This is a genomic window from Haematobacter massiliensis, from assembly GCF_000740795.1.
In the GTDB taxonomy this organism is placed as follows: Bacteria; Pseudomonadota; Alphaproteobacteria; order Rhodobacterales; family Rhodobacteraceae; genus Haematobacter; species Haematobacter massiliensis.
The window spans coordinates 19,925-39,612 of sequence record NZ_JGYG01000004.1; the positions used below are offsets into that span (position 1 = coordinate 19,925).

Sequence of the window (19,688 nt, forward strand, 5' to 3'; positions counted from 1 at the left end):
CGGCGGGGCGCTTGCAGGCGGTATCGGTCGCTCTCGACACCATGTTCCGCTCGGTTCCGCCGATCTTTGGCGCTGAAGCGAAGGGGTTTGAGCAGACCGGCCGCCTCTGCCCCGGGGCTCGCATTCTCTCAGATAGCGGCGGGCAGCATTCTCGAGCAGATCTGCCCCACATCCGCCTCGGGGGAGGCGGTCCACGGTGCCCCTGCTGATCATCGCCTTGAGCAGATCTCCACATGCCGCCCTGGGCGTCCGCCTGCGACATCCGGCGGCAATTCGGGGCGTTTGCGGATGCCCGCCCGTCGAATTACCGACCTTGAGGGATTTCCGCCTCTGCGCAGATTTTTTCCAGCCTCACCGGTTTCCGGCCCGCGCCCTCTGGACCTCGCCTTGCCGCGGCGGTTTGAGTGCCTTGCCCTGCGCCCCCTCAGACGCCATTGCTGCTGCAAGTGATGTCGGAAGGAGCGAGACAGATGATCGGAACCTCGGATGCCGGGCGAGAACTCGCGACGCTTTCCTCCGCCAGGGACGGGGTGCCAGCCATCCCGATCGAGGAACGCTTCGCGCGGATCGAGAAGGCCCGCCGCCTCATGCGCGATATGGGCGCTGGCGCACTCGTCGTCGGGGCCGGGGCGAGCCTTGCCTATTTCACTGGAATTCGCTGGACGATGATCGAACGGCTCGTGGCCATGGTCCTCGTCGGGGACAGGCCCCCCGTGATCCTCTGCCCCGCATTCGAGGAAGGCTCGCTGAGTGCTGAAATCGCCATCCCGGCAGAAACACGGTTATGGCAGGAGGAAGAAAGCCCGGCCGCGCTGATCGCTTCCCTGCTCGCCGAAGGCGGCGTGGAGCGCGTGGCCATCGACCCCGCCTTGCCGTTTGGCATGGCCGATGCCATCGCCCGTGCCGCGCCCTCTTCCGATGTGATCTCCGCCGCCCCGGTGATCGATGGATGCCGGATGCACAAGTCACCGACCGAGATCGCCATCCTCCGCGCCGCGATGCAGATGACGCTCGAAGTCCATCGCCGCACCGCGCGCATTTTGCGCCCCGGACTCCGGGCGAGCGAGGTTCGCTCCTTCATCGAAGCCGCCCACCGCGCGATCGGCAGCGACGGAACCACCTTCGCCGCCGTGCAGTTCGGCGCCTCCACCGCCTATCCGCACGGTCTGCCGCAGGATGATGTGCTGGCCGAGGGGGACATGGTGCTCGTCGATACCGGCTGCCTGCTCGAAGGTTATCATTCCGACCTCACCCGCACCTATGTCTTCGGGACGCCAGGAGCGGAGCAGCGCCGCTATTGGGAGATCGAGCAGGAAGCGCAACTGGCCGTCCACGCCGCCGCCGCACCCGGCGTGCCCTGCGGCGCGCTGGACGATGCCGCCCGCATCGTGCTGGAGCGGCACGGCCTCGGCCCGGACTACCGCCTCCCCGGCCTGCCGCACCGGGCGGGTCACGGCATCGGCATGACCATCCACGAGGCGCCCTATCTGGTCCGGGGAAACCGGACGCCGCTCGCGCCGGGCATGTGCCTGTCGGACGAGCCGATGATCGTGGTGCCCGGCCGCTTCGGCATCCGGCTGGAGGATCACTTCCACATCACCGAAACAGGCGCGGACTGGTTCACCACGCCCGCGCCCTCGCTCGACCGGCCCTTCGGCTGAGAGCCGGGACGACGCTGTGACTGCCGCGGGCCGTCCGGGCCGTACCGGGAGGGTCGCCCGGCAGGCGAGCTGACCCTGCCTGTGATGCCTGCCCCGAGACTTGCGCCGTCCCCCGGGGGGAACGTCTGGCATCTGGTGCCGGGCATGGCCCGTCCAGCCCCGCGCGATCCGCGGCTAGCCCGCCGCCATACCCTTGCCCGCCACACCTTCGCCCGCGTCGCGCACGGTCTCGGCGATGCGGAGGAGTTGCGGCCCGAGGGGGTTCGTGCGGCGCCACACCATGCCGATCCGGCGCTTCGGCCGCGGCGCACTCAGCCGTGTGACGGAGACGGCGGCGGAGCGGCTTTCTACCTCCACCGCCATCTGGGGGATGAGTGTCACCCCGATCCCCGCCGCGACCATCTGCACCAGGGTGGAGAGAGAGCTCCCCTCCATCAGCTCGTTCGCCCCCTTGCCCGCCAGCCCGCAGAAGGCCAGCGCCTGATCACGGAAGCAGTGCCCCTCCTCCAGCAAGAGAAGCCGCATCTCGCGCAGCATCTCCGGGTTCGGAGCGGGGCGGCCTGCCTCTTCCGGGTGGCGGACGAGCACGAATTCCTCCTCGAAAAGCTCGTATTCCTCCAGCGACGGCTCCGAAACAGGCAGCGCCACGATGGCCGTGTCCAGCCGACCCTCCGTCAGTTCCTCGATCAGCTTCTGGGTCACCGCCTCCCGCGGGCGCAGATCCAGATCGGGGAAACACTGGGCGAGCCGCTTGATGACGCCGGGTAGCAGATAGGGGGCCGCCGTCGGAATCACCCCGATCCTCAGCCGCCCGGCAAAGGGACTGGTCGCCGCACGGGCCAGATCGTCCAGCTCGTCGACCGCCCGAACGATGTCCCGCGCGCGCTCGGCAAAGGCCCGGCCCAGCAGAGTCAGACGGATTTGCCGCCCGCCCCGTTCGATGAGCGGCGCGCCCAGCATCTCCTCCAGCTCCTTCATCTGCAGCGACAGGGCGGGTTGCGAGATGGCACAGGCCTCTGCCGCGCGTCCGAAATGCCCGTGCCGGGCCAGCGCGTCGAAATAGCGGAGGTGTCGGATCGTGATGCCTATCATCAGATCTACTTATCGTGCCAATTTGAAAATGCAAATTTCCATTATCGAAAACCTCGCCTATAGTGCCGCCGGTATTCAGGAGGCCCCAACGGGCCGCCCGCCAGCGCAGACCAGCGCGCACAGCAAGCGGAGACGGAGCATGGACGGAAACGACATCAAGGGCGCGGGCAAATGCCCGGTCATGCACGGCGCGATCACGTCGGAGGGGGCCAGCGTCACCTCCTGGTGGCCCAACGCGCTGAAGCTGGAGATCCTCGCCCAGCATGACACCAAGACCGATCCGCTCGGTCGCGACTTCAACTACCGCGAGGCGCTGAAGACGCTGGACGTGGAGGCGCTGAAGGCCGATGTCCGCGCCCTGATGACCGAAAGCCAAGACTGGTGGCCGGCGGACTGGGGCAGCTATGTCGGCATGTTCGCCCGCACGGCCTGGCATTCCGCCGGATCCTACCGCGCGACAGACGGTCGTGGCGGCGGCAGCCGGGGCAACCAGCGTTTCGCGCCGCTGAACTCCTGGCCGGACAACGTCAATACCGACAAGGGTCGCCGCCTGCTGTGGCCGATCAAGCAGAAATACGGCAATGCGGTCAGCTGGGCCGACCTCATCATGCTTGCCGGCACCATCGCCTATGAGGTCGCCGGTCTGAAGACCTATGGTTTCGCCTTCGGCCGCGAGGATATCTGGGCGCCCGAGATCGACACCTACTGGGGTGCAGAGAAGGAGTGGCTCGCTTCCTCCGATAATCGCTACGGCGATGTGGAGAATGCGCAGACGCTGGAAAACCCGCTCGCCGCCGTGCAGATGGGCCTGATCTACGTCAACCCGGAAGGCGTGAACGGCAAGCCGGATCCGCTTCGCACCGCCGCCATGATGCGCGAAACCTTCGGCCGCATGGGCATGGACGATGAGGAGACCGTGGCGTTGACCGCGGGCGGCCACACCATCGGCAAGACCCACGGCAACGGCGACGCCTCCCTCCTCTCCGCCGACCCGGAAGCAGCGGATGTGGAATATCAGGGGCTTGGCTGGTTCAACACCAAGACGCGCGGCATCGGCCGCGACACGGTGGTTTCCGGGCTGGAGGGGGCGTGGACGACGAACCCGACCAAATGGGACAACGGCTTCTTCGAGATGCTGTTCAACCATGAATGGACGCTGACCCGCAGCCCCGCCGGCGCCCAGCAGTGGGAACCGATCACCATTGCCGAAGCCGACAAGCCCGTGGATGTGGAGGATCCCTCGATCCGCCATAACCCGATGATGACGGATGCGGACATGGCCCTCAAGGTGGACCCGGTCTACCGCGAGATCTCGCTGCGCTTCATGAACGATTTCGCGGCGTATTCCGATGCCTTCGCCCGCGCGTGGTTCAAGCTTCTGCACCGTGACATGGGGCCGAAGGTCCGCTACTTCGGGCCGGACGCGCCGCAGGAAGACCTGATCTGGCAGGATCCGGTGCCGCAGGGCGCGACCGGCTACGACATCGCCGCCGTGAAGGCGCGGATCGAGGCTTCGGGCCTGTCCACCTCCGATCTGGTGACCACCGCCTGGGACAGCGCGCGCACCTTCCGCCAGTCGGACCGTCGCGGCGGTGCGAACGGCGCGCGGATCCGGCTTGCCCCGCAGAAGGACTGGGCCGGCAACGAACCGGAACGTCTGGCGCGCGTGCTCGTCGTTCTTGAGCCCATCGCGGCGGAAACGGGGGCAAGCCTTGCGGATGTGATCGTGCTCGCGGGGAATGTCGGGGTTGAGCGGGCGGCCAAGGCCGCGGGCTTCGACATCACCGTGCCCTTTGCCGCCGGCCGCGGCGATGCGACCGCGGAGATGACCGATGCCGCGTCCTTCGACGTACTGGAGCCGATCCACGACGGCTACCGCAACTGGGTGAAGCAGGATTACGTCGTTCCGGCCGAAGAACTGCTCCTCGACCGCACGCAGCTCATGGGGCTGACCGCGCCGGAGATGACGGTGCTGATCGGCGGGATGCGGGTAATCGGCACGAACCACGGCGGCGCCAAGCACGGCGTGTTCACCGATCGCGAGGGCGCGCTGACGACCGACTTCTTCGTCAACCTGACCGATATGCGCAACACCTGGGCGCCGACCGGCGAGGGGCTCTATGCCATCCGCGACCGCAAGACCGGCGCCCAGAAATGGACGGCGACACGGGTCGACCTCGTGTTCGGCTCCAACTCCATCCTGCGCGCCTATGCGGAGCTTTACGCCCAGAACGACGCGAAGGAGACTTTCGTGAAGGACTTCGTCGCCGCCTGGGCCAAGGTGATGAACGCCGACCGCTTCGACCTCGCCTGAGGCGGAGGAGACGATACGACCTGGCCCGGCGGTTCCCTCCGCCGGGCCATTTTACATCCGATGCCGGCATGGAACAGGAGCGCCTGAGCCTGCGTTTGACTCACCCATGACCGAGTGCAGGAGGACGCCCCATGACCGGCCCGCAATCGCAAGACCAGAAACCCGAAGACAAGTCCCCCGCCCCCCATGAGCAGCGGAAGGACCAGCCGCTCAAGGAGATCGCCGACGAGCAGGATGATCCCGACCGCAAGGGCGGCCCCGCCCCCGCGCCCGGCGCGACAAAGTAGGACGGCAGACTTCAGGCGCGCATTCGGAAAGCGAAGATACGCTGGCCGGGTCGGTGGACGGTTGCGAATGGCATCGGGCGCTCGGCGGAATTTTGCATCGGACGTCGGGTTATGACACCCGTTCACCAGACGTTGCGCGATCAGGTCATTCGTCGCTCAAGACTTTGCGGGGCCAAGTTGGCGTTTGCGCGCACGCGAACCGGAAAGCTTGCCAGTGCCGCACAACCGGTATGCCAATAGCGGCACCGGGACTGTCGTGTAGCATCTCCAGCGACGCGTATTACCGAGGGGCATCCAGGCGGCAACGGTTTCCACCAGTGTCTAGTCGATAGCATCCGAGACGCAGGGGGGAGCAGCCAACTCCATCGCAACATGACCGGTGGAACCGGCAATCCACCCTGCAACCGGAACCAACACCACACGTCAGGAAAAGCCCCGGATTTTCCGAAGCTTGACCCTCTGCCGCCGATCCTGATCCGAGATCTCCGCGGAATCTTCATGCGCAACTCGCAGGCCAGCCCGGTCGCGGGGGAGATAGAGGTCTGCGGCGATCTCCCATCTCCCTGGCGCCGCCTGACCGGGCATCGTCATGGCTCAATCGACACCGCAGGCTGAGCCTTGGCATCGCGACCCGCAGAGAGGCAGCTCCCTGCGCGACCACCCGCTTCAGCGCTGCAATGCACCTTGCCCGATCAGTTCTAAGGCCGCTACGACTTGGGGGCCGCGTGAATGGGATCGACCCAATAGACGCTCTCCGGCGGTTCCACCGGATCGACATCCGTTATGTTGACCACCACCGCTTCGTTGTCGGAGCGCACCAGCACGCATTGCAGCACCTGGTCGGGGTCGGCGTTGATCTCCTGATGCGGCACATAGGGAGGGACGTAGATGAAGTCGCCCGGCCCCGCCTCCGCAACGAATTCCAGCCGCTCGCCCCAGCGGAGCCGCGCCCGCCCGCTCACCACATAGATCACGCTTTCCAGCGGGCCGTGGTGATGCACGCCGGTCTTGGCGTCCGGCTCGATCGCGACCGTGCCGGCCCAGATTTTCTGCGCGCCGACCCGGGCATGGTTGATCGCGGCCTGCCGGAACATGCCGGGTGTCTGGGCGGTGTTCGGGTCGAGCTGGTCGCCCTTGATGACCCGGACGCCATCGTATTTCCAGCGTGGCGTGTCATCCGGGTGGCCGTGGTCGTCGTCGTGGGAATGATCGTGCGGCATCTTCGGTCTCCTTCTTGGCCGAGAGGCTAGCGCCGCGCCCGCCGCACCGGAAGAGCCAATCTCACCCCTCGCCCTTCCCGGCAAGATCGGCGAGGATCGGGCACTCCGGGCGCGCATCCCCGTGGCAGCACTCCACCAGCGTCCGCAGCGTGTCGCGCATGGCGGCGAGTTCGTCGATCTTGCGCTCGATCTCGCCCAGATGCCCCTCCGCGATGCGCCGCACATCGGCGGAGGCACGTCCCCTGTCGGAATAGAGCGCCAGCAGCGCCCGGCATTCCGCGATGGAAAAGCCGAGCGACCGGGCCCGGCCGAGAAAGCCCAGCCGGTGCAGATCCTGCGCGGAATAACTGCGGTAGCCATTGTCCCTCCGCGCCGGTGTGACGAGGCCGATATCCTCGTAATACCGGATGGTCTTGGCGGGCATGTCCAGCGCCTCGGACACTTCACCGATGTTCATCACCTGCTCCTTATTCCGCGGCGGCGGCCTGCACGGCCACCCTCTCAGCCATGACCGGCCGCACGAAGCGCAGCCGGAGCGCGTTTGTCAGCACGAAGACCGACGACAGCGCCATTGCCCCCGCCGCCAGCATCGGCGACAGCATCATGCCGTTCGCCGGATAAAGCACACCCGCCGCCACCGGGATCAGCAACGCGTTGTAACCGAAGGCCCAGAACAGGTTCTGCCGGATGTTCCGCATCGTGCGGCGGGAGATGTCGAGCGCATTGACCACGCCCCGCAGGCTTCCCGACATCAGCACGACGTCGGCGCTCTCGATCGCGACATCGGTGCCGGTGCCGATCGCCAGCCCGACATCCGCCTGCGCCAGCGCCGGGGCATCGTTGATCCCGTCGCCGACAAAGGCCACCGGGCCGAACCGGGCGCGGAGGGCGTCTATCGCCTCCACCTTGCCCGCGGGGAGCACTTCGGCCACCACCTCGTCGATCCCCGTCTCCCGCGCGATGGCGGCAGCGGTGCCACGATTGTCCCCGGTGATCATGGCGACCCGCAGACCCATGTCGTGCAGCGCGGCGATGGCGGCGGGCGTGTCAGGCTTCAGCGGATCCGACACGGCGATGACCGCCGCCGCCCTGCCGTCCACCGCCATGTAGAGCGGGGTCCGCCCCCGCTTGCCGAGCGCGGCCCCCTGCTCTGCCAGACTGCCCAGCACAACCCCCTCCCGCAGCATCAGCCGGTCTGCGCCGATCAGCACCCGGCGCCCCTCCACGCGGGCGGAAAGGCCATATCCGGTGAGGGACTGGAACTCCTCCGCCCTGGGCAGCGGCCCGGCTCCGAAGGCCCGCCGGATCGCCTCCGCCACGGGATGCTCCGAACTGGCTTCGGCGGCGGCGGCAAGGCGCAGCACCTCCGCCCGGTCGAAACCCTCGGCGGGGATCAGGTCGGTCAGCTCGGGCCGCCCCGCTGTCAGGGTGCCGGTCTTGTCGAGCGCGACGACCTTCACCTCCTGCAGCTTCTGCAGCGCATCGCCCTTGCGGAACAGCACGCCCATTTCCGCCGCGCGGCCGGACCCCACCATGATGGAGGTCGGCGTGGCCAGCCCCATCGCACAGGGGCAGGCGATGATGAGCACCGAAACCCCCGCCACAAGCGCATGGGCAAGGTCCGGCCCCCAGATCAGCCACACCGCCACGGTCAGCAGCGCGATGCCGATCACCGCAGGCACGAAGCGCAGCGTCACCCTGTCCACCAGCCCCTGAATGGGCAGCTTAGCGCCCTGTGCCTGTTCCACCAGACGGATGATCTGGGCGAGCATCGTCTCCGCCCCGACCCGTGTCGCGCGGAACCGCAGGGTGCCGGTGCGGTTCACCGTGCCCGCGACGACCTCCGCGTCCTCTCCCTTCTCCACCGGGACAGGCTCGCCGGTGATCATGCTCTCATCGACGAAGGTGGAGCCGGAGATCACCCTGCCATCCACCGCGATGCGCTCCCCCGGACGGACGGAGACGATATCGCCCGCCACGATGCGGTCGATGGGCAGTTCCACCGTTTCGCCATCACGCTCCACCCGCGCCGTGCGGGGCTGCAGGCCGACCAGCCGACGGATCGCCTCGCCCGTGCGGCCCTTGGCCCGCGCCTCCATCCACCGGCCCACAAGGATCAGCGTCACGATCACCGCCGCTGCCTCGAAGTATACCGCTCGGGCGGAGGCGGGCAGCCAGCCGGGCGCGACCAGAACGAAGGTGGAATATATCCACGCCGCCGAAGCACCAAGTGCCACGAGGCTGTTCATGTCCGGCGCGCCCTTTGCGAGCGCGCGAAACCCCTGCGTGAAGAAGCGCCGCCCCGGCCCCGCCAGCACGAGGGTGGTCAGTACGAACTGGATGATCCAGCTCACCTGCATCCCCAGCGTGTTCATCACCCACATATGCACAGACGGTATGAGGTGGCTGCCCATCTCCAGCACGAAGACCGGCAATGTCAGGGCGGCCGCCAGCAGCACGCGCCGCCGCAGGGATGCCGCTTCCTCCGCCTTGCGATCCACGACCTCCGCCGTCCCCGCGCCCCTGACAGTGGCCGGGTAGCCCGCCCTCGCCGCCGCCGCCGCGATTTCCGCAGGGCTGACGGCGCCCTCCAGAAAATCGACGGTCGCGGTTTCAGCGGCAAGGTTCACGCGCGCATCCGTCACGCCGGGAAGCGCCTTCAGCGCTTTCTCCACCCGCCCGACGCAGGACGCGCAGGACATTCCCTGAACGTCGAATACCGCTTCCCCGACCCGCGCCGGATATCCGGCCTCGGCCAGCGCGGCGATGAGCGGGGCTGGATCCGGGCGCGTCTTGTCCCCGCTGTCCGGAGCGGCGTAATCCACAGTCGCGGTTTCGGCGGCAAGGTTCGCGCGCGCATCCGTCACGCCGGGAAGCGCCTTCAACGCCTTCTCCACCCGCCCGACGCAAGACGCGCAGGACATACCCTCCACGCCGAGCGTGATAGACTGTTGCATGGTCATCTGCCCCTCCTTTGCTGCGGGACAAGGTGACAGATAAAGGTTCCAGAGACTGGAAGGTCAAGCCCCGGACGGAACCTTCTTTCCCACGGGATCACGAGCCTCAGACTTCTTCGAGCAGCGCGGAGTGAGCAAGCATGAGGCCGAGGCTGTGACGCAAGGGCGCGCTCCCCGTCTCCTGGCGGCCGCTCAAGCGGAGAGATGTCGCGCTGCGGGGATAGCGCCGGCTAGGGGCGGGCTGAACGGCCCGGCAGCCGGATTGCACCGTGCGTCAGCGAGCCACTCCCGTACGGAGAGACTTCGTCCGACGTCGCGCCGGCATATCCCGTGGCGGACCTTCCGAAGACCATGCCCCGCGCGCTGTCCGGCACTCGCACCGGATCCCACAATGCACAACCCGCGTGCGACAGACTGCGGTCGAGGTTCTTTGACCCCTCATCCCCTTCGATCAGCGGAACGCCCGCGCGGTATGCACCCTCCGGAAATTTCGCTGGCACAGGCACGCCACAGCTCTCCAAGGGGCAGTTCAGCTCGATGAGCGGCGCCAAAATCCCCGTCCGTGCGATACTTGGGAAGGCAGCTTTTTCAGACGCAATTGAGCCCTCGCCGGGGGGCGTCAGTCGTCCGAATTGCCGCCTTTCGGGCATCCCGCTCTGCATTACTGCTGTGACGCAGGACAACGAACCCTCGGACACCATGATCTGCAATGTCCTCGGGCCGCTGGTTGCCGCCAACCGGATCTGGCGCTCATCCACGCGCGGTGTCGCTGAGCCCTGCGCATCAGCTGTCAAGCGTCGCAAGCCTGCGACTGAACACCCCGCGGATGCGGCAAGCCGTTAGCGACGCGCCGAGCCACACCCGCCGCGCTCATCCCGCGGCAGGTGCTTCCCAGTAGGAGGAGAAATAGTTCAGCCCGCGTTCCACCCGGCCCGCCGCGCGGAAATGTTCCTTGGCCTGCCGAACCACGGATTGCTCCGCCGCGACCCAGAGATATGTTCCGGCCTCGGGCATCGGCACGGCGCGCAGCGCCTCCAGCAGGCCCGCGCCCGGCCTCCGCTCCACCCAGTCGATGGCGACGCCCGGCGGGGCAGCGATCTCGCAGCGGTCGGCGGGATCGGCGAGTTCGATCAGCGCGCGTCCCCGCCGCGTGGCGGGCGACGCTTCGAGGATGCGGCGGATCGCCGGCAGCGCGGTCTCATCCCCCGCGATCAGCAACCGCTCACCCGGCGGAAAATCTCCGCCCCCCGGCCCCATGACCGCCACCCGTTCCCCCGGACGCGCCGCCAGCGCCCAGTCCGATGTGCGCCCGCCCGCATGCAGATAGATGTCGAAGGTGAAGCGCCCCACGCCCTCCGGCCCGGCCTCCAGCGTGACGAAGGTATAGCCCACCCGGTGCAGCGCATCCGGCCCCTCCGGCCAGATAGTCCGCCCACGCTCGTTCAGATACGGCAGGACAAGCGCGCGCCCCTCGCCCGGCAGCAGGAGCGAAAAGTGCATGCCCCCCCGCCCCAGCGCACCCGCGCCCGGAGAAGCCATCTCCACCCGCAGATAATTCGCGCCGATCCGGCGGGTGGAGAGCACCGTCGCATCGTGCAGGCTCGGCGGGCGGGCGGGCATCGCAGGCCCGTCTGCCCATGTAAGCCCGGCCGCGACATCCGGGCTCACATGGTCGAGCAGATACATCGCACTCTCCCGCATGTGATAAAGCTGCACCGCATCCACCGCGTGGATCGCGATCTCCAGCCCCTGCGGCGTCAGCACCAGCGCCGCGCGCGCCAGCGGCGCGGTGATCTCCAGACGCTCCGCCTCGCGCCGGACGGGGAGGTCGAAGGCGAGGAGATGCTCCTCAAGGTGCGGCAGCATCTCTTCGGACAGCGGGCCGTGGTAGCGTCCCGTGGCGGTTTCGGTATGGGTCATGCCAGCCTCTCCTCGGGGCAGTGTGCGGGGATCACCATGGGCGTGCCCGTGATGGGATCGGGATGGACCTCGGCGGCAAGGCCGAAGGCGCGCTCGAGATGCTCTGGCGTCAGCACCGCCTCCGGCGCGCCTTCCGCCACCAGCCCGCCCGGCCCCAGCAGCACCAGGGCATCACAGAACCGCGCGGCAAGGTTCAGGTCGTGCAGGACGGCGACGACCCGCAGGCCCGTGCCCCGGCTCTGCCGCCGCAGCAGCGCCAGCAGGTCGAGCTGATGGGCAAGGTCCAGGAATGTCGTCGGCTCATCCAGCAGAAGGAGCGGCGTCGTCTGCGCCAGGACCAGCGCGATCCAGGCACGCTGCCGCTGGCCGCCCGACAACTCCTCCAAAGGTCGCTCCGCCAGGTCGGCCACGCCGACGGCCTCCATGGCCGCGACACAGGCGCGCTGATCCGTCTCCCGCCAGGGCGCAAGCATTCCGCGCCAAGGCAGCCGGCCCCGCCGCACCAGATCGGCAACCGTAATGCCGCCCGGCGCCACGGGCGACTGCGGCAGCACCGCCATCCGGCGGGCAAGCGCGCGGCTTTCGATCCGCCGCACATCCTCGCCCTCCAGCAGCACGCGGCCCGATTGCGGTGTGATGAGCCGACCCATGGCGCGGAGCAGCGTGGACTTGCCGCACCCGTTCGGGCCGAGGATCGCCGTCATCGGCACGTCGGGAAGCTGCAGATCCAACCCCCGGATCACCACCCGCCCGTCATAGCCGAGCGTCAGCGCCTCTGTCGCCAGTCTCATAGCGCGCCCCCTTTCATCTCACGCATCAGCCGCCACAGCAGATACGGCGCGCCGAGTAGCCCCGTCATGACCCCGGCGGGGAGTTCCACGCCGGGAATGACCGTGCGCGCCAACGTATCGGCCCCGGCCAGGACCACCGCGCCTGCGGCGGCAGCGGCCAGCATCCGCCCCGGAAGGCTCCGCGCCCCGCTCAACCGCTGGCCGAGCGGCGGCGCCATCAGGGCGACGAAGGGCACCGGCCCCGCCACCGCCACCGCGACGGCGGCAAGCAGCACGCCCGTCGCGACCAGCATCCGCCGCGCCGCCGCCACCCGCAGGCCGAGCGCCTGCGCCATCTCCTCGCCGAGTTCGAGCGCGGCAAGCCAGCGCATCTGGCCCAGCAGCAGGAGCGCCAGCACGCCGCCCGGCAGCCAGACCTGCGCCACATGCCCCCAGTCGCGCGCGGCGAGGGAGCCGGTCATCCACCGCTGCGCCTCCGCCGCGGTGTTGCTGGGCAGGCTCGACATCAGGAACATGGCGAGCGCGGACGTCACGAACCCGACCCCAAGACCCACGAGGATCACCGTGAGCGGCGGTGTCGCATGACCCCGCCGATAGCTGAGCACGGCGACCAGCAGTGCCGCCGCCAGACCGCCCGCCGCGGCGAGCAGCGGCATCGGCCACATCAGGCCGAGCGCCGTCCCCGCCACCACCGCCAGTGCCGCGCCCGAGGTAAAGCCGATCACATCGGGCGACGCCAGCGGATTGCGGAACAACGTCTGGAACAACGCCCCCGACAGGCCGAGCGCCGCCCCGGCCCCCAATGCCACCGCAACCCGCGGCCCTCGGAAGGTGGAGAGCATCATCGCGCCCGCCCCCTCGCCGGTGACCGCGCCGTGCCACAGCACGTCCGGACCGACCCAGACCTGACCGAAGGCCAGCCCCGCCAGCCCGGCGAGCAGGAGCAGGACGGGCAGGATCGGCGCCCGCGTGCTCATGCCTCCTCTCCCGGCCGCACGCTCCGCGCGATCCAGAGAAACACCGGCCCGCCGATCAGCGCCGTCATCACGCCCACGCGAACCTCCGACGGCGCCAGCACCAGCCGCCCCAGCGTATCGCTCGCCAGCAGCAGCGCCGCGCCCAGCAGCAGCGACACGGCCAGCTCCGCCCGCAGGCGGTGCCCGACCAGCCGCCGCGCCAAGGGCGGCACCACCAGCCCGAGAAAGGCGATCGGCCCCGCAACCGCCACGGCCGCGCCGGTGGTCAGCGCAACGGCGGCCAGCGCCGTGGCCTGCGTCCAGCCGGGATGCGCGCCAAGGCCCCGCGCCATGGCATCGCCGAGCGACAGCGCCTCGATCCGCGGCGCGATCATCAGCGCGATCACCGCGCCCGCCGCGCCCGCCAGCGCCATTGCGGCCAGCGGGCGGGCATGGGCCTGCGCCAGCGAACCGGCCACCCAGAACCGCATCACGTCGAGCGCATCCTGCCGGATCAGCACCACCCCGGTGACGAGCGACAGCAGCAGCGCGTTCAGCGCGGCGCCGGCCAGCGTCATCCGCATCGGCCCGGCACCGCCATGCAATCCCCCCGCGAGCAGGAACACCGCCGCCGCCGCCAGCGCCGCACCGGGAAAGGTCAGCGCGCTCGCCGTCGCCTGATCCATCCCGCCAAACAGCAGCGTGCCGCCCAGCAGGGCAAAGGCCGCGCCCGCATTGATCCCCAGCAAACCCGGATCGGCCAGCGGGTTGCGGGTCATCGCCTGCAACACGGTGCCGGCCACGCCAAGCGCGCCACCCGCGATCACCGCCGCCGCGATCCGCGGGCCACGGACCAGCGCCAGCGCGACGTGGTCGGCATTGGCCGGATCATAGCCGGCCCGGATCAGGTCGAGAAATACCGACGGCGCGATTGGCCGTGCGCCGACGACCAGCGACAGCGCCGCCGCCAGCAGCAAAAGCCCCGCCGACCAGAGGACACCTCTCACGGGGCAAGCCCCGCCCGTGCCGCCGAAGGCACCACCGTGCCCGGATCCCCGTCCACCGCAAGCACGATCTCCGGCTCGATCTCGCGCAGCGCATAGGGCAGCGACAGCACCGTGCCAAAGGAGAGCGCTCCGGTCAGCACCGTATCGGCGAATATCTCCCGCCCCTCGCGGAAGGCGCGCATCGTCCGGCGCATGGGCAGCGCCGCGATGTCGGGCGCGCGGGCGAAGTCGGAGATCCAGACCAACAGATCGGCGTCGATCGGCGTGAAATCCTCCGAGGAGATCGTGGTGTAGAACCCGTCGATGGCCGAAAGCGCCTGCAGACCGGCAGGCTGGCCGAAGCCGATCTCCCGCAGAAAGCGCGCCCGTGTGTCATCGGCGGTAAAGGCGCCGGTCTGGCCGCTGTCCTGCCAGGCGGCAACGGCGGTCATGCGCTGCCATTCGGGATGACGCGCCCGGATCGCGGCGAAATCCGCCTCCAGCCCCGTCACCAGTTGCCCGGCCTCCGCCTCCCGGCCCGTGGCACGGCCCAGGACTTCCGTCATCGCCTGCCATGATGTGCCGTAGGGGGTTGTCCCCTCCGCCTGCATCAGCACCGGGGCGATCTGCGACAGGAGCGCGTATTCCTCCCCCGACATGCCCGAGCCGATCCCGACGATCAGGTCGGGGCGCAGGCTCGCCACGGTCTCCGCGGAAATCTCTCCGCCGATCACAATGGGAGCCGCATCGCCCAGCCGGTCCTGCGCCCAGGGCCAGACGCCGTAGTTGTAATCGCCATACCACCGCCGGATCGCCACCGGCACGATGCCGAGCGCGAGCAGCGGATCCTGCGTATTTGCGCCGAGCGAGACGACGCGCCGCGCCGGCGCAGGAAGCACGATCTCCCCCATCACGTGGCGAAAGCGCAATCCGCCCTCCCCTGCCGCCCTGAGCACCCGGGGCGCCGCCAGCACGCCCGCCGCGCCCAGCAGCACGCTCCGCCGAGACAACGCGGGGGAGGCGGAGGGCAAGGCTCTGAAAAGCGGCATGGGATCGTCTCCTTGGTTACCAGGTATATTTCAGCGTCGCGGTCACGGTCCGCCCGTCGTTGAAATACTCGGTGCCGTAGTAATCGGTGACAAGGGAATGCCGGTCGAACAGGTTCGACACATTGGCCTGCAGAAGCACATCTTCCGTCAGCCGATAGCTCGCCATCGCGTCAAAGATCGCGTAGCCCCCGACACTGACCGTGTTGGCGTCGTCGCCATAGGTACCGCCCATGTAGCGCATCCCGCCGCCGATCCGCACATCGCCGCGCGTCGCCGTGCCGGGGAAGGTATAGTCGGCCCAGATCGCGCCGATATGCCGCGGCACCCGCGCGGGCCGGTTGCCCAGGTTGCCCTGCACGCCATCCTCGCGGATTTCCGCATCCCAATAGGCATAGGCGAAGGTAAGGTTGAGGTTGTCCAGCACCTCGCCCTTCGCCTCCAGCTCAAGCCCGCGCACGCCGATCTTGCCGATCTGGCGATAGTTCACCGGGTCCACCTGCACACTGACATTGGTCTGGGTCAGGTCGAAGACAGCGGCGGTCAGGAGGGCCTCCGTCCCGGCGGGGCGGTATTTCACGCCGGCCTCATACTGCTTGCCTTCCTTCGGGTCGCTCGCCGGTGCCCAGGGGTCCGGCTCGAAGCTCTCTGAATAATTGGCATAAAAGGACAGGTCGGACGTCGCCTTGTAGGTCACGCCCGCGCGCTTGGTGAAGGCGTTGAAGTCGCGATCCGCCCGGCCTGCTCCCCGGTAATCCGCAGCGCCATAGTCGATATCCACATTGGTCCGGTCGTAGCGCCCGCCGAAGGTCAGGATCCAGCGATCCTCGAAGGTCAGCTCCTGCTGGAGATAGAGCGCATGGGTCGTCTGCTCCGGCCGCCAGTCGATATAGGGGCCGAGCGCCACGCAGCCCCGCCCGCAATAGGATGGATCGAAGATGTCGAGCGGTCCGGCAGTGCCGGTCCTGGCCAGCTCGTCCACCTTGATCCAGCTGTATTCGTAGCCTGCCAGCGTCCGCCCCTGCACAGTGCCGAAGCTCGTGTCGAACTGAAGCTGGTTATCGACGGCGAACTGCTTCGCCTTGCTCCCTACGAAAAAGGCGGTCCGGTCCGCGCCGGGATCGGTGGAGGCACCGTAGACCTGCCGATAGTCCAGATCGAACCACGTATACCGCGCGTTCTGCCGGAAGGTGAGCCCGCCGCCGAAATCGTGGCTCAGCAGATAGCCAAGGCTCTTCTGCCGCGTGTCGAACGTATTGAACTCCGGCTCGCCGAGAAACGTCCTGTGGCCCAGCCGGTCCACCGTCCCCTTCGGGAATCCGGTCCCCGGCCAGCCGTCCCGCCGGTTGTAGTCGCCCAGCACCGTGAGCGAGGTGGCCTCCGTCGGCGCCCATGTCAGCGCCGCACCCAGATAGCGGCGGTCATCGGGGGAGTGGTCGTAGTAGCCCTCCGCCTCCTGCGCCTTGCCGGTCAACCGGTAGCTCAGCGTCCGGTCCGCGGTCGCATCGCCGAAGTCGAACCCCGCTTCGGTATGGTCGTCGCCGAGCGTGGTATAGACCTCCCCGAACCTGTAGGGGCGCGGCATCTTGGTGACGGAGTTGATGACCCCGCCGGGAGAGGACAGCCCGAACAGCGAGGAGTTGGACCCTTTCAGCACCTCCACCCGCTCCAGCCCATAAGGCTCCAGCCGCCCGAAGGTCCAGCCGAAGCCGCGCGTCGGCAGACCGTCGCGGAAGGTGAGGAGCGTGTTCTGATCGAAGCCCCGGATGCGGATGAAATCGTATCGGTCGTCGCTTCCGAACTCGTTGACCTGCACCCCGGCGGTGTAGCTGACGACCTGCTCCAGCGTCTGGGCGCCGCGGCTTTCGATCTCCTTCTGCGTCACGACCGAGACGGAGGCGGAGGTGTCGAGCGCATCGCTCGCCATCTTGTTGGCGCTCACCTGCTGCCGGGGGGCAAAGGTGGCGGCATCGCCGCCCGCCTGACTGTCGATGACGACCGGGCTGAGGCCCACGCTCCCCGGCGCAATCCCTTGCGCGGCCTCCTGAGCCGTCGCGGCTCCCGGCAGCAAGGCCGCCGTGCCGCATAATGCCGCGATGTACCAGCCGCGATATCCGTTCTGCCGATTGGCTGCCATGCCGTCTTCCCCCGCAGGATTGATGTCGGCTGGCGCGCGGGCAGTTCCCCCTTCGCTGGCGATTTGGCGCCTTCCTACAGGGGACGCCCTGCGATGAAAAGCGTCATTGACGGCTTTTCCGGCCCTTACCCCCCGTTACCCTCTGCGCGGGACCGAGTCGCGGATAGGTAAGCGCGCCCGCGTTGCGCGCTCAGGAAACTGCGTTCCCGCCGGGAGAAATGCGCCGCACCCCCGCCTACCGGGCGTCTCGCCGCAAGATCTCGAAAAATTGGGCTACAAAACCCGCGCCGGGAGGCGTAAGCACGTCCTGCTACGGAGGAACCAATTTCAGCAGCGCGCGGCTCGCCCGCGCCAGCCAGACACATCTCATCCGGCTCCGCTTCTGGGCGGCGCCGGAGAGCCAAACGGAAGATGATCCCATGCCCGCCTATCGTTCCCGCACCACCACGCACGGCCGCAACATGGCAGGGGCCCGCGGCCTCTGGCGCGCCACCGGCATGAAGGACGGCGATTTCGGCAAGCCGATCATCGCCGTGGTAAACTCCTTCACCCAGTTCGTGCCCGGCCACGTCCATCTCAAGGATTTGGGTCAGCTCGTCGCCCGGGAGATCGAGGCGGCGGGCGGCGTCGCCAAGGAGTTCAACACCATCGCGGTCGATGACGGCATCGCCATGGGTCATGACGGGATGCTCTACTCGCTCCCCTCGCGCGAGATCATCGCGGACAGCGTGGAATACATGGTCAACGCCCATTGCGCCGATGCGATGGTCTGCATCTCCAACTGCGACAAGATCACTCCCGGCATGCTGAACGCGGCCATGCGGCTCAACATCCCCGCGGTCTTCGTCTCCGGCGGACCGATGGAGGCGGGCAAGGTCGTCCTGCACGGCAAGACCGTGGCGCTTGACCTCGTTGATGCGATGGTCGCCGCCGCCGACGACAAGGTGTCGGACGAGGATGTGAAGGTCATCGAACGCTCCGCCTGCCCGACCTGCGGGTCGTGCTCCGGCATGTTCACCGCGAACTCCATGAACTGTCTGACGGAGGCGCTCGGCCTGTCGCTGCCGGGGAACGGCTCGACGCTCGCCACCCATGCGGACCGCAAGCGCCTCTTCGTGGAGGCGGGCCACCTGATCGTCGATCTGGCCAAGCGCTATTACGAGCAGGACGATGCCTCGATCCTGCCGCGCAATGTCGCCAACAAGCGCGCCTTCGAGAATGCCATGTCGCTCGACATCGCCATGGGCGGCTCGACCAACACGGTGCTGCACATCCTCGCCGCCGCCTATGAGGGCGGGATCGACTTCGACATGGGCGATATCGACCGGCTGTCGCGCCGAGTCCCGTGCCTGTCCAAGGTCGCGCCAGCGAAGAACGACGTGCACATGGAGGACGTTCACCGTGCGGGCGGGATCATGGCGATCCTCGGTCAGCTCGAGGCGGCGGGTCTTCTGCACCGCGACACGCCCACCGTCCACACCCCCACGCTGGGCGAGGCCATCGACCGCTGGGACATCTCCCGCACTCAGTCGGAGACGGTGCGCACCTTCTTCAAGGCCGCGCCCGGCGGCGTGCCGACGCAGGTGGCATTCAGCCAGTCCTCCCGCTGGGACGACCTGGACCTCGACCGGGAGAACGGCGTCATCCGTTCCGCCGAACACCCGTTCTCCAAGGACGGGGGCCTCGCGGTGCTGAAGGGCAACATCGCGCTCGACGGCTGCATCGTGAAGACGGCGGGGGTGGACGAATCCATCCTGAAGTTCACCGGTCCGGCGGTGGTCTTTGAAAGTCAGGACGCGGCCGTGAAGGGCATCCTCGGCGGTGCCGTGAAGGCAGGCGATGTGGTCGTCATCCGCTATGAGGGGCCGAAGGGCGGCCCCGGCATGCAGGAGATGCTCTATCCCACCAGCTACCTGAAATCCCGCGGCCTCGGCAAATCCTGCGCGCTCATCACCGACGGGCGGTTCTCGGGCGGCACCTCGGGCCTTTCCATCGGCCACGCCTCGCCGGAAGCGGCGCAGGGCGGCGCCATCGGCCTCGTCCGGGACGGCGACACGATCGCCATCGACATCCCGAACCGCACCATCGACCTCATGGTGGACGTGCCCGAACTCGACCGTCGGCGGGAGGAGCAGGACCGGCTCGGCTGGAAACCCGCGGAACCGCGCAAGCGCAACGTGACGACCGCGCTGAAAGCCTATGCCGCCTTCGCCTCCTCCGCGGACAAGGGGGCGGTGCGCATCCTCGGCGATCTCGCGGACTGATCCGGCAAACGGTGAGCGCTCCGGGCGGCATCGGCTGCGAAGCCCCGCCCGGAGACA

General features: G+C 68.3%; 14 protein-coding genes. 4 read left to right on the forward strand and 10 right to left on the reverse strand.

Translation table 11 applies throughout. From position 1 onward, the window contains the following. The first annotated feature begins 470 nt into the window (after positions 1–470). Positions 471–1,661, forward strand: a complete 1,191-nt coding sequence (locus CN97_RS08085) for a M24 family metallopeptidase (protein ID WP_088217098.1) — start codon at positions 471–473, stop codon at positions 1,659–1,661. 174 nt (positions 1,662–1,835) lie between these two features. Here the strand turns inward: CN97_RS08085 and CN97_RS08090 are convergent, their stop codons facing one another. Then, the gene (locus CN97_RS08090; RefSeq protein WP_035709675.1) at positions 1,836–2,753 is read right to left on the reverse strand and encodes a LysR substrate-binding domain-containing protein; all 918 of its coding nucleotides are present in this window, start codon (positions 2,751–2,753) and stop codon (positions 1,836–1,838) included. Positions 2,754–2,892: 139 nt separating this feature from the next. Between CN97_RS08090 and katG the strand changes: the two genes are divergently transcribed. Then, positions 2,893–5,067, forward strand: a complete 2,175-nt coding sequence (katG, locus tag CN97_RS08095) for a catalase/peroxidase HPI (protein ID WP_035709677.1) — start codon at positions 2,893–2,895, stop codon at positions 5,065–5,067. Positions 5,068–5,198: 131 nt separating this feature from the next. Then, positions 5,199–5,354, forward strand: coding sequence for a hypothetical protein (locus tag CN97_RS20600; protein ID WP_156969580.1), 156 nt, complete (start codon positions 5,199–5,201; stop codon positions 5,352–5,354). A 707-nt stretch (positions 5,355–6,061) separates the two neighbouring features. Here CN97_RS20600 and CN97_RS08100 read toward each other — a convergent pair. The 9 genes from CN97_RS08100 to CN97_RS08140 all read right to left on the reverse strand — a co-directional run bounded on the left by CN97_RS08100 (position 6,062) and on the right by CN97_RS08140 (position 17,367). Beyond that, positions 6,062–6,574 carry a cupin domain-containing protein gene (locus CN97_RS08100; RefSeq protein WP_035709678.1) on the reverse strand — a complete coding sequence of 171 codons (513 nt, stop codon included), beginning with the start codon at positions 6,572–6,574 and terminating at the stop codon, positions 6,062–6,064. A 61-nt stretch (positions 6,575–6,635) separates the two neighbouring features. Next, positions 6,636–7,031, reverse strand: a complete 396-nt coding sequence (gene cueR, locus CN97_RS08105) for a Cu(I)-responsive transcriptional regulator (protein ID WP_035709679.1) — start codon at positions 7,029–7,031, stop codon at positions 6,636–6,638. 10 nt (positions 7,032–7,041) lie between these two features. After that, the gene (locus CN97_RS08110; protein WP_035709680.1) at positions 7,042–9,537 is read right to left on the reverse strand and encodes a heavy metal translocating P-type ATPase; all 2,496 of its coding nucleotides are present in this window, start codon (positions 9,535–9,537) and stop codon (positions 7,042–7,044) included. A gap of 864 nt (positions 9,538–10,401) precedes the next feature. Then, the gene (locus tag CN97_RS08115) at positions 10,402–11,451 is read right to left on the reverse strand and encodes a siderophore-interacting protein (protein WP_035709684.1); all 1,050 of its coding nucleotides are present in this window, start codon (positions 11,449–11,451) and stop codon (positions 10,402–10,404) included. Further along, on the reverse strand, positions 11,448–12,242 hold the full coding sequence (locus CN97_RS08120) for an ABC transporter ATP-binding protein (RefSeq protein WP_035709686.1): 795 nt from the start codon (positions 12,240–12,242) through the stop codon (positions 11,448–11,450). The genes CN97_RS08115 and CN97_RS08120 overlap by 4 nt, the downstream gene beginning before the upstream one ends. Further along, positions 12,239–13,219 carry an iron ABC transporter permease gene (locus CN97_RS08125; RefSeq protein WP_051911071.1) on the reverse strand — a complete coding sequence of 327 codons (981 nt, stop codon included), beginning with the start codon at positions 13,217–13,219 and terminating at the stop codon, positions 12,239–12,241. The genes CN97_RS08120 and CN97_RS08125 overlap by 4 nt, the downstream gene beginning before the upstream one ends. Continuing rightward, complete coding sequence (locus CN97_RS08130) at positions 13,216–14,205, reverse strand: FecCD family ABC transporter permease (protein ID WP_035709689.1); 990 nt, start codon at positions 14,203–14,205, stop codon at positions 13,216–13,218. The genes CN97_RS08125 and CN97_RS08130 overlap by 4 nt, the downstream gene beginning before the upstream one ends. Continuing rightward, complete coding sequence (locus CN97_RS08135; RefSeq protein WP_051911073.1) at positions 14,202–15,233, reverse strand: ABC transporter substrate-binding protein; 1,032 nt, start codon at positions 15,231–15,233, stop codon at positions 14,202–14,204. The genes CN97_RS08130 and CN97_RS08135 overlap by 4 nt, the downstream gene beginning before the upstream one ends. 16 nt (positions 15,234–15,249) lie before the next feature. Further along, the gene (locus CN97_RS08140; RefSeq protein WP_035709691.1) at positions 15,250–17,367 is read right to left on the reverse strand and encodes a TonB-dependent siderophore receptor; all 2,118 of its coding nucleotides are present in this window, start codon (positions 17,365–17,367) and stop codon (positions 15,250–15,252) included. A gap of 419 nt (positions 17,368–17,786) precedes the next feature. Between CN97_RS08140 and ilvD the strand changes: the two genes are divergently transcribed. Continuing rightward, positions 17,787–19,631 (forward strand): dihydroxy-acid dehydratase, encoded by a 1,845-nt coding sequence (gene ilvD / locus CN97_RS08145; RefSeq protein WP_035710084.1) that lies wholly within the window; start codon positions 17,787–17,789, stop codon positions 19,629–19,631. Positions 19,632–19,688 lie beyond the last annotated feature (57 nt).